The following is a 13447-nucleotide window of genomic DNA, read 5'->3' on the forward strand; positions in this document are numbered from 1 at the left end:
ATCGGGGGCCGGTGGGGCCCCGCTCCCTTTCGAGACGATTGAATGAACTCTTACAACGCCCCTTTGCGCGACATGCGTTTTGTCCTGCATGAAGTCTTCGACGCGCCCTCGCTGTGGTCGCGCCTGCCAACGCTGGCGGAACGGGTCGACGCCGATACCGCCAACGCTATTCTCGAGGAAGCGGCCAAAGTCACCGGCCAGCTCATCGCGCCACTCAACCGCAGTGGCGACGAGGAAGGCGCCCGGTGGAACGACGGCATCGTCACCACGCCCACCGGATTCAAAGAGGCCTACACCACCTACATCCAGGGTGGCTGGGTGGGCCTGGGTGGCAACCCTGAATTCGATGGCATGGGCATGCCCAAGATGCTGGCGGTGCAGTTCGAGGAAATGCTGTACGCCGCCAACAGCAGCTTCGCCCTTTACTCCACGCTGTCCTCCGGCGCCTGCCTGGCCATCGATGCCCACGCCGGCGCGGACCTGCGAGCGACCTACCTGCCGCCGATGTACGAAGGTCGCTGGGCCGGCTCCATGTGCCTGACCGAGCCCCACGCCGGCACCGATCTTGGCCTGCTGCGCACCCGCGCCGAGCCACAGGCGGACGGCAGCTATCGCATCAGCGGCATGAAGATTTTCATCACCGGCGGCGAACAGGACCTGACCGAAAACATCATCCACCTGGTGCTGGCGAAACTGCCGGATGCGCCCGCCGGGGCCAAGGGCATTTCGCTGTTTCTGGTCCCCAAGGTACTGGTCAACGCCGATGGCAGCCTCGGGGCAAGCAATGCCCTGAATTGCGGTTCCATCGAACACAAGATGGGCATCAAGGCCTCGGCCACCTGCGTGATGAATTTCGACGGCGCCACCGGCTACCTGATCGGTGAAGCCAACAAGGGCATGGCCGCGATGTTCACCATGATGAATTACGAGCGTCTGTCCATCGGTATCCAGGGCATCGGTTGCGCCGAGGCTTCTACCCAGGCCGCCACCCGCTACGCCCGCGAACGCTTGCAGAGCCGCGCACCCAGCGGCCCGGTCGACCCGGACAAGGACGCCGATCCGATCATCCATCACCCCGATGTGCGGCGAATGCTGCTGGGCATGAAGGCCCTCACCGAAGGCGGCCGGGCCTTCGCCTGTTTCGTGGGCCAGCAACTGGACCTTGCCCGGTACGCGCAGGACCCCGAAGAGCGCAAAGCCGCCGAAACCCTCGCGGCGTTGCTCACTCCAGTGGCCAAGGCCTTTTTCACCGATACCGGGCTCGAGAGCTGCATCAATGGCCAGCAGGTGTTCGGCGGTCACGGTTACATCCGCGAGTGGGGACAGGAGCAGTACGTGCGTGACGTACGCATCGCGCAGATCTATGAAGGCACCAATGGCATCCAGGCCCTCGACCTGCTGGGTCGCAAGGTCATTGCCGACGGCGGCGCCGCACTGCGCCTGTTCTGCGCACAGGCACTGGACTTCGCCCAAGGCCACAACGTGCCCTATGGCAGCGAGCTGGTGGCCGCCATCACGGGTTTGCGCGACGTCAGCGACTGGCTGATGGACAAGGCCGCGACCAACCGCAATGAAACAGGGGCCGCCTCGGTGGAGTACCTGCACCTGTTCGGGTATGTCGCCTACGCCTGGATGTGGGCACGCATGGCGAGCGTGGCCGAGGCACGACTGGCCGAGGACCCGGCGTTCTACGGCGCCAAGCTGGCCACGGCGGCCTTCTACTTCCGACGCCTGCTGCCGCGAACACTCAGCCTGCAAGCCAGCATCCGGGCCGGCAGCGACACCCTCTTCGGATTGACCGACGAGCAGTTCTAAACGGTTTCACGGTGCGGCCTTGCCCCTTTGGGCCGCGCCTTTTTTGTCAGTACCCACCACGCATATCCCTTTTTTGCTCGTGACGACTCGTCCCGAGCGAACCCGGCTGTTCCATAAAAACAACAAGAGGCAACAACCATGCGTCGAACCCCACTCAATACTTCATGGCTTCTGGTCAGCGGCACGGTGGCCTTGTCGTCACCGGTCAATGCCGAACTGATCGCTGACAGCAAAGCCACATTGGAGCTGCGAAATTTCTATATGAATCGCGATTTTCGCCAACAGGGAGCGCCCCAGGCAAAAGCCGAGGAATGGGCCCAGGGTTTCCTGTTGCGCTACGAGTCGGGATACAGCGAGGGGCCTATCGGCTTCGGTGTAGACACCTTGGGGCTGCTGGGAATCAAGCTCGATTCGAGCCCCGGTCGCAGCGGTACGCAATTGCTCAAGCAGGACCGGGAAACACGTCGGGCCCAGGATGAATACGGGGAACTGGGCCTGACCGCAAAATTCAAGGTCTCCAAAACGCAGTTCAAGATTGGCACCCTGCTGCCCCGCTTGCCCTCGGTGTCCTACAACGATGGCCGGCTGCTGCCACAAACCTTTCGCGGAGCCCATCTGACGGTTCAGGAATTCTCCGGCCTGACACTGGACGCCGGCCAGTTGCAGCAGGTGAACCAGCGCAATTCCTCCGACTATGAGGACATGACCGCCAGCAATGGCAGTGCCGGCGCCATCGGCGTGAAGTCCGGCAAGACCAGCGATGCCTTCAACTTCGCGGGAGCCAGCTATCAATGGAATAGCCAGTTGAACAGCACGTACTACTATGGCGAGCTGACAGACATCTACCGGCAACACATGGTCAGCCTGGCCCATACCCGGCAGTTGGATTCGCTGCAATCGATCAAGAGCGAACTGCGAATGGCACGGGCGACCGATGCGGGCAGCAGCAACATCGACAACAAGTCCTATGGCGCCATGCTGACCTACAAGCAAGGCAGTCACACTTTGGGCCTGGCTTATCAGCAGATGGAAGGCAGAACGGGCTATGCCTATATCGCCGGCAGCGATCCGTACCTGTTCAACTACGTGACCTTTGGCGACTTCGCCAATCGTGACGAGCGCTCATGGCAGCTACGCTATGACTTCGACTTTGTCGTGCTGGGCGTACCGGGCCTGACGTTCATGACCCGGTATCTGAACGGTGACCACATCGACCTGGGCAACAACCAGCCGCAAGGCCGTGAATGGGAGCGCGACACCGATATTGCCTATGTCTTGCAAAGCGGTCCGCTGAAAAACCTCGGCCTCAAATGGCGCAACGCAACGGTGCGTACCCGGCACTTCGGCAACGATCTTGACGACAATCGCCTGATCCTCAGTTACACCCTGCCGCTTTGGTAAAAAAGGCGCGGCCCGCCATTCTTTTACCAACGAACGCGGGCCGTTTTACCAAAGTGACATGCAGCCCGGCATGAGGTGATCCGTTGATAGTTGACGATCCGGGCTTCGCCCTGCAGCAGCTCGGCGGCCTGGGCGAGCGCTTGTTGCAGGTGGGTGGTTTGCCAATGCCGGGCTTCGGCCTCGGCACTCTCCCACACCTCGAAGGAGGTGAATTCCAAAGGGTTCGCCAGGGATTGGTAGTAGGCATATTCCAGGCAGCCAGGCTCCTGGCAGGTGTGCCGACTAAGTTCGGCCAGCAGGCCTCGCATCGTTTCAAGGCCCTGGGGTTTGACCACAAAACTTGCCATCACGTAGAGACGCATACTCATGGCCAGCCAATGCTCCAAATGAAAACCGGCCGCTTCGTGCTTTGCGTGGAAGCGTCGAAACGGCCGGAAACGCGGCCCTTAGCGAGCCAGTTCTTTCAGCACCAGATCCGCGACAGGCCCGCCCGAGGCCGGGTTCTGGCCGGTAATGACGCGTCGGTCCGCCACGGCAAAGGGGGCCCACGGCTCCGCGGCCTTTTTGTAGATGGCGCCCCGTTTGACCATCTCATCCTCGGTCAGGTAGGGAACGTACTTGTCCAGTTCGGCGATCTTTTCCTCGTTGTTGGAGAAACCGGTGACTTCCTTACCTTCAATCAGCAGCGAGCCATTGGAGAGCTTGATGTTCAACAACCCCACCGCTCCGTGGCAAACGGAGGACACGATGCCGCCATTCTCATAGATGCTGCGGCTCAGGGCCTGCAGTGCCTGGTCGTCGGGAAAATCCCAGACCACCCCATGACCGCCGGCGTAATAGATCACCGAGTAGTCGGCCGGATTGACCTGGTCGGGCCTGAGCGTTGCACCCAGGCGATCCATGAACGACTTGTCCTGATACCACTGCCAGTCACCTTCATCGGCCATCGCCAGGCTGTGGGGATCGATCGGCGTGTAGCCGCCTTTGGGACTGACGTAGTCGACCTGAAAGCCTGCGTCCTGGACTTTTCTGACGAAGTGCACTGCCTCACCCAGCCAGAGGCCGGTGGCGCGTGCCAGATTTGGATATTTGGGGAAGCTGGTCAGTACTACCAGCATTTTCTTGCTCATGTTTCACCTCTCTTTCATGCGCTACAAAAACGGGCGCCGCACCTCGTTCCGAGGCTGGCTGAGCCTGCGAAACCACACCTTAATCCGCGCATCCGGCCGTCGGTAGGCGCCGGGCCGCAATTGACTATTTCATCTATGGAACACCTGTCTGATGTATGACCTGAATGAGCTGTACCTCTATGTACAAATCGTAGAGCACCAGGGGATTGGTGCTGCGAGTCGCGAGCTGGGCATCCCCAAATCCAGGCTCAGTCGCCATCTGTCGTCACTTGAGGAACGCCTGGGTATTCGCCTGATCAATCGCTCGACACGGCAATTCTCGGTTTCGGAACTGGGCCAGGAGTACTACCAGCATTGCCTGGTAATGCTCGACAGCGCGAGCGCGGCGCAGTCGCTGATCGACAACAGCCGCTCATCGCCCAAGGGCATCGTGCGGATCGCCTGCCCGACCGCCCTGCTCAACTTTCTGGTGGCCGGGATGATTGCCCGTTACATGCGGCGCTTCCCCGAGGTGGAGATCCATCTGGAAAGCACCAACCGCCTGGTCGATCCACTGCGCGAAGGTTTCGATATCGTGCTGCGGGCCGGTTTTCCGCCCTTCGAGGACAGCGGCCTGACCATGAAGACCCTGACCCGCAGCCCGCACCAGCTGGTGGCCAGCCCCGGCCTGATCGAGCGCATGGGCGCGCCCGCATCGTTGGCCGATCTGGCACGTTATCCGAGCCTCGACATGGGCCCCTGCACGCGCCAGTACCAATGGAACATGGAGGGACCCGGCGGTGTACAAGCCACCGTGCGCCACACGCCGCGGCTGATCACCGACGACATGATCACCCTGCGCCGTGTCGCGCTCGAAGACGGCGGCATTGTCCAGCTGCCGGAACTGGTGGTGTTCAAGGACATTCGCAGCGGCGCCCTGGTGCCGGTCCTGAAAGACTGGAAACCCAGGAGTGCCATCGTTCATGCGCTGTTTGCGTCCAGACGCGGCCTGATGCCGTCGATCAGAAGCCTGCTGGATTTTCTGGCGGACAGTTTTGGCGAGCTGGATGTCGACAATCTGTATGAGGGGTATGCGCTGAGGGGGGATGAGGATGCGTGTTTTCTTACAGGGGCGAGGCTCTGAGTAGTGGTGCAGGCAATGAGGACATTGTGGATCCCATCACCTGCCCGCTTCGCCGTTTTCAGCAACACCGCGTATTGCACTTCCCCCGCCCGAACCGGGCTTCCTGGCGCTCACGGAAAAACGCTTCATAACTCATCACCGGCTCGCCCGGGGACTTGAGGGCCATTTGCGTGACGTAGTTGTCGTAATCGGGGACGCCCACCATCAACCGTGCGCTCTCGCGGAAAAACCGGGTGGCCTTTTGCAGTTTGCGGAACATGACAATGAACTCCGTGAGGATTGGACGCCCCATGAAACCGCACGAATGTATCTGCAATGTGTCCGCACGACAGGCTTTTGTATGCCTGTGTAGCGCGTGCCCCGCGACCATTTGGCGCAGTACCGGCGGGCGATCGATTAGGCGCAATCGGACAACAGTTTGTTAACATCCCTGCGCTTTTTTCCGCCTGGTCTGTCAGGCACTGTGTTTATTTCTGTCGCTACACAGGAAGCTTTATTTCCATGAGTACGTTGTATTCCCGCCGTTCGGTCCTGCAGGGCATGAGCCTGCTGAGCCTCGGCCTGCTTGCCGGCTGCGATGACAGCAGCAAGCTGTCGTTCAAGTACGGCAAGGATCTGAGCGACAAGATCATGGGCCGTTCCTTCAAACTCACGGACTCCCAGGGCGAAACCCGGATGCTCGGCAGCTACCGGGGCCTGATGCCGATGATCTTCTTCGGCTTCACCCAATGCCCGGCGGTCTGCCCGACCACGCTGGCCCGCGCGGCCCAGGCGAAGAAACTGATGGGCCGCGATGGCGAGCGCCTGCAAGTGGTCTTCATCACCCTGGACCCGGAACGCGATACCCCCGAATTGCTCGACAAGTACGTCAAGGCCTTCGACCCGAGTTTCGAGGCGCTCTACGGCACGCTGGAAGAAACCGCCGCCGTTGCCAAAGAGTTCGGCGTATTCTTCGAGAAGGTCCCGAGCGGCGACACCTACACCCTGTCCCACACCGCCACCAGTTTCGTGTTCGACTCCCGGGGCAATTTGCGCCTGGGCCTGTCCGCGTCCCTTACCGCTCAAGAGTGCGCAGAAGACCTGCTCACCGTCATGGAGGTCTGCTGATGACTTCGCTTTGCGCAGCACGTATCAAACAACTGGCCCTGGGCGTCGCCCTGATCGGCCTTGCATGGCAGGCATCCGCACAAACTCAGGTCAATGACGCCTGGGTCCGCGCCACCGTGGCCGGCCAGCACTCGACCGGCGCGTTCATGACCCTGCAGGCCGACAGCGACAGCAAGCTGGTGAGCGTCGAGTCGCCGGTGGCCAAGCTGGTGCAGATTCACCAGTCGACCATGAAGGACGACGTGATGAGCATGCGTCAGGTCGAGTCCGTCGCCCTGCCGGCCGGCAAGCCGGTAAGCTTCGATCCGAATGGTTATCACATCATGCTGATGGACCTGACCGCCCAGGTGGCCGATGGCAGCAAGGTGCCGCTGACGTTGACCGTGGAAAACGCCAAGGGCGAGAAAGAAACCATCAAGGTCGAGGCCCAAGCCCGTGCGTTGAACACGATGGACCACAGCATGATGGATCACAGCAAAATGGATCACAGCAAGATGCAATGATGGTCTGACGGCCCCGATCACCGGGGCCGCTCACTGACGGGAGATGCGTACATGACGACGAACACCGAAACCGCCATCCTTGCCGGCGGCTGCTTCTGGGGCATGCAAGATCTGTTGCGACGCTACCCAGGCGTGATTGCCACGCGAGTTGGCTACTCCGGCGGCGATGTGCCCGATGCGACCTACCGCAACCATGGCACCCATGCCGAAGCGATCGAAATCACCTTTGATCCGGCGCAGATCAGTTATCGCAAGATCCTCGAGTTTTTCTTCCAGATCCACGATCCGAGCACCAAAAACCGTCAGGGCAACGACTTGGGGACCAGCTACCGGTCGGCGATCTATTACCTGAGCGAAGAGCAGAAACACGTCGCGCAGGACACGGTGGCAGACGTCGACGCCTCCGGCCTCTGGCCCGGCAAGGTGGTCACCGAGATCGAACCGGCCGGCCCGTTCTGGGAAGCGGAGCCGGAGCATCAGGATTACCTGGAGCACTATCCGAACGGCTACACCTGCCATTTCATTCGGCCGAATTGGACGTTGCCCAAGCGCGGTTGATTCCGTACCTGTCGGCGCAAGGCCTGTATGGTCATGATCTGTGTGGGCAGGAACAGTGTGGGTAGGAACTGTGGGAGCGAGGCTTGCCCGCGAATGATCGTTAACAATGACGCTGGCAACCTGACGCCCCGCGGTGCCTGATCTTCCATCGCGAGCATGCTCGCTCCTACAGGGGGCAGCGCAGAGACCTGGAAATGGTCGTTCAATCCCCGAGTAAGGCACAACCGAGCGTGGTCCGCCATGTCGTCTGTCGCCCCGCAACGCGCCAGAAAAATACGTGATTGGCTTCACACAATTTGCGCATCAATCCGCCATTTGCAAACTAGACTTACTCAAGGGACGAAGCGCAGCACTCACCAGCACAGTAAAAAGCCAATAAAAACAAGGATATAACCTTGAACATCTCAACACTTTGCCTGCTGGGGAGTTTGTTGGTGTCCGCCAGTGTGCTCGCCAATGGAAACATTCCCGTCCTGGAGCTGGACTTCACAAGGTCGGCCACCGAGACCTTGAAGAAACACGGGATCAACGACGCCTGCATCATCGTCGCCTCCAATCCGAGCGGTTTCACCTATTGCCGGGAAGGCTCGGCCACGCTCTGGAAGTATCAGGCGCGGGACCTCAACCTGCCCGGTGGCCAGGGCCCGTTGCTGGCTTCGCTGGATGACGGGCGCATCAGCATCGCCGAAGACTTCAGCCCCGCCTGCGAAGAGGAATTGCCCAAGCCCACGGTCGATCCGGCGATTATCCGGGCGATCGCCATCAGCATGATCGTGCTGTTTCTGATCATCGGCCTGCGCTTCACCTACAAGGCGACCATGGAGGGCTATTTCACCCGCACGGTGTACTCCGGCACACACATTCAGCGATCGACCAGTTCACCCCACGCTCATCGCTCCGCCTCCAAGGCCCTCGGCGCATTTGCCATCGCTGCGGCCGTGACCTTCATCTACTTCGGCTCCGGCGCGTTTTGAGTGTCGCGCCTGGCGCGGTCTCCGGTGCCGAACGACCGGCCGGCGATAAACTCGAACTCCCCCCGATGGCGCCTCCTCCAATGTGAACACACTGGAGGAAGACCCATGAACGACCATGATCCTGCTGACATCCCGGATGAACCCCTGCCCGCCACTCCGCCTTCCGACGACGAACCCGAGGCTGATGAGGTTCAGCGCAAGGTTGATGAAATCGAGCGCAAGGTGGCTGACGGCAACTGACACCCTGCCTTCGCTCACTGTGGGAGCGGGCTTGCCCGCGAAGAGGGCGGCACATCCAACATCGATGTCAACTGTCCTGACGCCTTCGCGGGCAAGCCACGCTCCCACAGGTATTGGGCGCCCACAAATATCGGGCCAACCTCAGGCTTGTTGATATGACCGCACTGCCGCTCGTCCGCTGCGCTGCACTTTCACTCCGTACGATTCTTCCAATGGGTACATACACTCAGCAAGGAAGACTCAAATGACCAACAGCAAATTAATCGCCCTGACACTCGCCGGCCTTTTGTCCGCCAGTTCCCTGAGCGCCCTGGCCGCAGAGAAAACCACCGAAGGCTCGGCCCTCCCGCCCGGGACTGCACAGCCGCAAGGCGATGAGTCGAACAGCGTCGGCACCGGCACAGATGGCGGCAGTATGACCAAGGGCATCGATGGCAAGACCGGGTCGGCAACCAATGGCGCCGATGCGGGCACCACCGATAACGGGCCTTCTCCATCAGGCGGCTCCAAAGGTGGTGGTGAAGGTAAAGGCACCGGTAGCTGATCGGTGAATGGCGTCGTGTCACTAAAACCAAAAAGCCCGCGCTATTGATGGCGGGCTTTTCAGTTGATCGTTCACAACACGGGGGACCGCACCATGATTGCTCCAGCCACCGGCATGAAGCCGGGCGAGCGTTACGTCGTCGACAGTGTCGAGCGCGCGCATCACTTTCCAGGTTTTTTCCTCGATGGAAAATACTATCTAGGTCCTGAGTTGCAGACCGCCGTCGGCTGGCTCGAGGGTCAGGAGTTTTTCTACGATCAGCTCGATCCGACGGGCGAGCCGGTGTTTCCCGGCCGGATTGCCGGCATCGTCGAGGACCTGACCTTGACCCTGGGCGATGGCGCACGTCTGGAACTGAGCCCGGAGCCCTTTCGCGCCCGGGTCGATACTCCGCTGACCAGGATAGATTCACGTCCGGTCCGGACATTCACGCAGCGCCCTTCGCCCATGCTGGTCGCCGCCGCGGCGTTGCTGGTCGGTGGTTGCCTGCTGTTGATCAATCGCATTGGCGGCCGAAGCCGCCAACGCTGAAAGATGGAGCGGCTTTACTTGCCTGCGAGCGGTCCCGGCAACGCGGCGCCTTGCTGGAAGATCACGGTCTGTGCCGGCATTGGCGCCGGGAAGCCGGCTTCGCCCAAGGCATCCTTGATGACACGGTTGGTGTCGAAATACACCTGCCAGTAGTTCTCGTTGTGGCAGTACGGACGCACCGCCAGCACCGGGCCGACCAGGTTGAACTCGAGAATCTCCACATCGATCGCCGGGGTTTCCAGCACGTTGGGAATCGCGGCGATTTTCTCCTTCAGCAAGGCCACCGCCGCTTTCCAGTCAGCGGCACCGGACAGCTGAGCCTTGAGCTCGACCCGGCGGAACGGGTTGTGGGTGAAGTTCTGGATGTTGTCGCTGAAGATTTTGTTGTTGCCCACCAGGGTCAGCACGTTGTCCGGGGTGTTGATCGAGGTGGCGAAGAGGCCGATCTCCATCACGGTGCCGGTGACGCCGCCGGCACAGATGAAATCGCCGACCTTGAATGGTCGCAGCACGATGATGAAGGCGCCTGCGGCGAGGTTCGCCAGCAGCCCCGACCAGGCCATACCAATGGCCAGGCCGACCGCGGCGAGCAGTGCCGCGAAGGTGGTGGTCTGCATGCCCAGGTAGCCGAGGATGGCGATGACCAGAATGATGTTCAGTGTGACGGTGATGGCCGAGCCGACATAACGCAGCACGGTCGGATCGACCTTCTGCTTGCCGAGAGCCTTTTGCACCATGCCAACGGCAAATCCGATCAGCCAGCGGCCGACGATCCAGAAACCGATGGCGACCAGCACCTTGACCGCAAAAGCGACACCATAAGCCTGCACGACTGCAATAAGTGCGTTGAACTTCTCGGTGGTTACATTAACGATTGTCTCGTCCATGGCAGAAGCTCGCAAATAAGGGATGACCTCAAGACGCTAGCACAGCCTTGGCGGGCCGCCAGTTTGGGGGTGTGGGGGTCAGAGCTGCGGCGCAGGGGCGGAAGGCATCGCGAGCAGGCTCCCACACAAGGGCGCTATCACGACATAGGTGGGCACCACAGAACTGTGGGAGCGGGCTTGCCCGCGAATAGGCCAGTAAATCCAACATCAATGTCGCCTGCAAGAAAGCCTTCGCGGGCAAGCCCGCTCCCACAGGGTTGGTGTTGACTGCATGATCTGTGATCGACACAAAAACTTGTGGGAGCGAGCCTGCTCGCGATGGTTTTAGCTCAGTCAACATTTATGCTGAATGGGCTGACGTCTTCGCGGGCGAGCCTCGCTCCTACAATGGGGCGTGGGCTTAGTGCGGGGCGCGGGGGATGGTTTTGAGCAGGTCTTCGGGGCTGATGTAGCCGACCACGGGCTGCACGCTGCCGGGCTGCGGCATGTTGAGGATGTGGCCTTTCATCTTGCCGATGATGTGCATCTCGCACGGCTTGCAGTCGAACTTCAGGGTCAGCACTTCATCGCCGTGGATCAGCTGCATCGGCGCGACCTTGGTCTTCACGCCGGTCACGCCCTTGGCCTGTTTCGGGCACAGGTTGAAGGAGAAGCGCAGGCAGTGCTTGGTGATCATCACCGGCACTTCGCCCGGTTCTTCATGGGCCTCGTACGCCGCGTCGATCAACTTCACCCCGTGACGGTGATAGAAATCCCGGGCCTTCTGGTTGTAGACGTTGGCCAGGAACGACAGGTGCGATTCCGGGTACACCGGCGGTGGCGAGGTCTCGGCCTTGCGACCGCCGCGCGGATGTACCTTGACCCGTGCCACGGTCAGCGCCTCGATCACCTCGCGGCGCAGGGCCTTGAGCTGCGAGTTGGGGATGAAGAACGCCTGCGGCGCATCCAGTTTGACGTTGGTGGCGTGATACTCGGTGGTGCCGAGCTGGCCCAGCAAGTCGCGCAATTGCTCCAGCGCCTGCTCAGGCTTGTTGGCCACACCGAACGGACCTTCCAGGGTCACGCTGGCGCTGACGCCCTCCTCGCTGGTGGCGGTCAATTGCAGGCGCTGCTCGTCCAGACGCGCGACCCAGGCCACGCCGATGCGACGCTCGGCAGAAGTCTTCTGCAAGGCTTGCTGCCAGTTGTGGTCCAGGTTGCGGCTCAACGGATGGTTCGGCCGCAACTTGTACAAGCCTTCCGGCATCTCGTTGGGCTCGACGCGGTAGCGGTAGCGTTTCTCGCCGTCTTCCTCGAACTCACCTTTAGGCTCGGCGATGTTGGTGCGCCAGCCGACCACTTCACGCTTGAGCAGCACATTGAGGCCGTCGCCGTTGGACAGCGGCTCGTGGGTGACCACCGTCAGATCGCGCTTGCCGACCTTTTCCACCACGCCCACCGGCAGGCCGGTGAAGGTTGGCGAATCGAAGGCGCCGATGTCGACCTTGCGGTCGGTCACGAAGTAGTCGGTGCTGCCACGATGGAAGGTCTTGTCCGGATCGGGCACGAAGAAGTGCGCGGTGCGGCCGCTGGAGGCGCGGGCCAGGTCCGGGCGGTCTTCGAGCACATCGTCCAGGCGCTGGCGGTAGTAGGCGGTGATGTTCTTCACATAGCCCATGTCCTTGTAGCGCCCTTCGATCTTGAACGAGCGCACGCCGGCTTCCACCAGGGCGCGGATGTTGGCGCTCTGGTTGTTGTCCTTCATCGACAGCAAGTGTTTTTCGTAGGCGACCACACGTCCCTGGTCGTCCTTGAGGGTGTACGGCAGACGGCAGGCCTGGGAGCAGTCGCCACGGTTGGCGCTGCGCCCGGTCTGCGCGTGGGAAATGTTGCACTGGCCGGAGAACGCCACGCACAGCGCGCCGTGGATGAAAAATTCGATCGCCGCGTCAGTCTCGTCGGCGATGGCGCGGATTTCCTGCAGGTTCAGCTCACGCGCCAATACGAGCTGCGAGAAACCGGCCTGATCAAGGAATTTCGCCCGTTCCAGGGTGCGGATATCGGTCTGGGTGCTGGCGTGCAGCTCGATCGGCGGGATGTCCAGTTCCATCACGCCCAGGTCCTGGACGATCAGCGCATCGACGCCGGCATCGTACAACTCGTGGATCAGCTTGCGCGCCGGCTCCAGTTCGTTGTCGTGCAGGATGGTGTTGATGGTGGTGAAGACCCGCGCGTGGTAGCGATGGGCGAATTCCACCAGGCCGGCGATATCGCTCACCTCGTTGCAGGCGTTGTGGCGTGCGCCGAAGCTCGGGCCGCCGAGGTAAACGGCGTCGGCACCATGCAGGATCGCCTCGCGGGCGATGGCCACGTCACGGGCAGGGCTGAGCAATTCCAGGTGATGTTTGGGCAAGGACATATATTTTTTTAGTCAGGCGGTCACGGTCGAGAGGCGCATTGTACCGGCGAATTGCCTGACGGGCATCTGTGTGCTGCCGGGTGGTGGGTGTTTGCCCGGTTTTGGATGGGGGGATGGGTGGTGGATGGGCTGACGCCTTCGCGGGCAAGCCTCGCTCCTACAGGATTTCGGATTCGGCGAAGAGCAAAAATGTGGGAGCGGGCTTGCTCGCGAAAGCGGTGTGTCAGTCGACATCT

Annotated in this window: 15 protein-coding genes; 10 read left to right on the forward strand and 5 right to left on the reverse strand. The window is 61.1% G+C overall.

What is annotated here, in order from left to right; all coding sequences use genetic code 11:
• Positions 1-42 precede the first annotated feature (42 nt).
• Positions 43-1815, forward strand: a complete 1773-nt coding sequence (locus ACW9JE_RS14520) for an acyl-CoA dehydrogenase C-terminal domain-containing protein (RefSeq protein WP_224533503.1) — start codon at positions 43-45, stop codon at positions 1813-1815.
• A 138-nt stretch (positions 1816-1953) separates the two neighbouring features.
• A complete protein-coding gene (locus ACW9JE_RS14525; RefSeq protein ID WP_457433117.1) occupies positions 1954-3216 on the forward strand; it encodes an OprD family porin in 1263 nt (420 codons plus the stop codon).
• Between the two features lie 23 nt (positions 3217-3239).
• Here the strand turns inward: ACW9JE_RS14525 and ACW9JE_RS14530 are convergent, their stop codons facing one another.
• A complete protein-coding gene (locus tag ACW9JE_RS14530) occupies positions 3240-3584 on the reverse strand; it encodes a putative quinol monooxygenase (protein WP_457433118.1) in 345 nt (114 codons plus the stop codon).
• Between the two features lie 78 nt (positions 3585-3662).
• The gene (locus tag ACW9JE_RS14535; RefSeq protein ID WP_457433119.1) at positions 3663-4346 is read right to left on the reverse strand and encodes a type 1 glutamine amidotransferase domain-containing protein; all 684 of its coding nucleotides are present in this window, start codon (positions 4344-4346) and stop codon (positions 3663-3665) included.
• 151 nt (positions 4347-4497) lie between these two features.
• Between ACW9JE_RS14535 and ACW9JE_RS14540 the strand changes: the two genes are divergently transcribed.
• On the forward strand, positions 4498-5469 hold the full coding sequence (locus ACW9JE_RS14540; RefSeq protein WP_457433120.1) for a LysR substrate-binding domain-containing protein: 972 nt from the start codon (positions 4498-4500) through the stop codon (positions 5467-5469).
• Positions 5470-5527: 58 nt separating this feature from the next.
• Here the strand turns inward: ACW9JE_RS14540 and ACW9JE_RS14545 are convergent, their stop codons facing one another.
• The gene (locus ACW9JE_RS14545) at positions 5528-5728 is read right to left on the reverse strand and encodes a YbdD/YjiX family protein (RefSeq protein ID WP_224533508.1); all 201 of its coding nucleotides are present in this window, start codon (positions 5726-5728) and stop codon (positions 5528-5530) included.
• A gap of 242 nt (positions 5729-5970) precedes the next feature.
• Between ACW9JE_RS14545 and ACW9JE_RS14550 the strand changes: the two genes are divergently transcribed.
• From ACW9JE_RS14550 to ACW9JE_RS14580, 7 genes are all read left to right on the forward strand, one after another.
• Positions 5971-6576, forward strand: a complete 606-nt coding sequence (locus ACW9JE_RS14550) for an SCO family protein (protein WP_175379084.1) — start codon at positions 5971-5973, stop codon at positions 6574-6576.
• Complete coding sequence (locus tag ACW9JE_RS14555; RefSeq protein ID WP_457433121.1) at positions 6576-7079, forward strand: copper chaperone PCu(A)C; 504 nt, start codon at positions 6576-6578, stop codon at positions 7077-7079. The genes ACW9JE_RS14550 and ACW9JE_RS14555 overlap by 1 nt, the downstream gene beginning before the upstream one ends.
• Positions 7080-7130: 51 nt before the next feature.
• Entirely contained in the window at positions 7131-7637 is a 507-nt protein-coding gene (gene msrA, locus ACW9JE_RS14560; protein ID WP_457433122.1) for a peptide-methionine (S)-S-oxide reductase MsrA, read from the forward strand.
• Positions 7638-8032: 395 nt separating this feature from the next.
• A complete protein-coding gene (locus ACW9JE_RS14565; protein ID WP_224533511.1) occupies positions 8033-8611 on the forward strand; it encodes a hypothetical protein in 579 nt (192 codons plus the stop codon).
• A 105-nt stretch (positions 8612-8716) separates the two neighbouring features.
• Positions 8717-8851, forward strand: a complete 135-nt coding sequence (locus ACW9JE_RS14570) for a hypothetical protein (RefSeq protein ID WP_457433123.1) — start codon at positions 8717-8719, stop codon at positions 8849-8851.
• Between the two features lie 244 nt (positions 8852-9095).
• Complete coding sequence (locus ACW9JE_RS14575) at positions 9096-9395, forward strand: hypothetical protein (protein ID WP_457433124.1); 300 nt, start codon at positions 9096-9098, stop codon at positions 9393-9395.
• 93 nt (positions 9396-9488) lie between these two features.
• The gene (locus ACW9JE_RS14580; RefSeq protein WP_457433125.1) at positions 9489-9926 is read left to right on the forward strand and encodes a short chain dehydrogenase; all 438 of its coding nucleotides are present in this window, start codon (positions 9489-9491) and stop codon (positions 9924-9926) included.
• A 14-nt stretch (positions 9927-9940) separates the two neighbouring features.
• Here the strand turns inward: ACW9JE_RS14580 and ACW9JE_RS14585 are convergent, their stop codons facing one another.
• The gene (locus ACW9JE_RS14585) at positions 9941-10813 is read right to left on the reverse strand and encodes a mechanosensitive ion channel family protein (RefSeq protein ID WP_224533514.1); all 873 of its coding nucleotides are present in this window, start codon (positions 10811-10813) and stop codon (positions 9941-9943) included.
• 400 nt (positions 10814-11213) lie between these two features.
• On the reverse strand, positions 11214-13211 hold the full coding sequence (locus ACW9JE_RS14590; RefSeq protein WP_224533515.1) for a peptidase U32 family protein: 1998 nt from the start codon (positions 13209-13211) through the stop codon (positions 11214-11216).
• Positions 13212-13447: the final 236 nt, after the last annotated feature.

Source organism: Pseudomonas sp. SDO55104_S430 (assembly GCF_054070595.1).

What these genes read in the sequence shown, in the direction of transcription:
- ACW9JE_RS14520 (WP_224533503.1), top strand. Translation starts at nt 43, where the DNA reads ATGAACTCTTACAACGCCCCTTTGCGCGACATGCGTTTTGTCCTGCAT.
- ACW9JE_RS14525 (WP_457433117.1), top strand. Translation starts at nt 1,954, where the DNA reads ATGCGTCGAACCCCACTCAATACTTCATGGCTTCTGGTCAGCGGCACG.
- ACW9JE_RS14530 (WP_457433118.1), bottom strand. Translation starts at nt 3,584, where the DNA reads ATGAGTATGCGTCTCTACGTGATGGCAAGTTTTGTGGTCAAACCCCAG.
- ACW9JE_RS14535 (WP_457433119.1), bottom strand. Translation starts at nt 4,346, where the DNA reads ATGAGCAAGAAAATGCTGGTAGTACTGACCAGCTTCCCCAAATATCCA.
- ACW9JE_RS14540 (WP_457433120.1), top strand. Translation starts at nt 4,498, where the DNA reads ATGTATGACCTGAATGAGCTGTACCTCTATGTACAAATCGTAGAGCAC.
- ACW9JE_RS14545 (WP_224533508.1), bottom strand. Translation starts at nt 5,728, where the DNA reads ATGTTCCGCAAACTGCAAAAGGCCACCCGGTTTTTCCGCGAGAGCGCA.
- ACW9JE_RS14550 (WP_175379084.1), top strand. Translation starts at nt 5,971, where the DNA reads ATGAGTACGTTGTATTCCCGCCGTTCGGTCCTGCAGGGCATGAGCCTG.
- ACW9JE_RS14555 (WP_457433121.1), top strand. Translation starts at nt 6,576, where the DNA reads ATGACTTCGCTTTGCGCAGCACGTATCAAACAACTGGCCCTGGGCGTC.
- msrA (WP_457433122.1), top strand. Translation starts at nt 7,131, where the DNA reads ATGACGACGAACACCGAAACCGCCATCCTTGCCGGCGGCTGCTTCTGG.
- ACW9JE_RS14570 (WP_457433123.1), top strand. Translation starts at nt 8,717, where the DNA reads ATGAACGACCATGATCCTGCTGACATCCCGGATGAACCCCTGCCCGCC.
- ACW9JE_RS14575 (WP_457433124.1), top strand. Translation starts at nt 9,096, where the DNA reads ATGACCAACAGCAAATTAATCGCCCTGACACTCGCCGGCCTTTTGTCC.
- ACW9JE_RS14580 (WP_457433125.1), top strand. Translation starts at nt 9,489, where the DNA reads ATGATTGCTCCAGCCACCGGCATGAAGCCGGGCGAGCGTTACGTCGTC.
- ACW9JE_RS14585 (WP_224533514.1), bottom strand. Translation starts at nt 10,813, where the DNA reads ATGGACGAGACAATCGTTAATGTAACCACCGAGAAGTTCAACGCACTT.
- ACW9JE_RS14590 (WP_224533515.1), bottom strand. Translation starts at nt 13,211, where the DNA reads ATGTCCTTGCCCAAACATCACCTGGAATTGCTCAGCCCTGCCCGTGAC.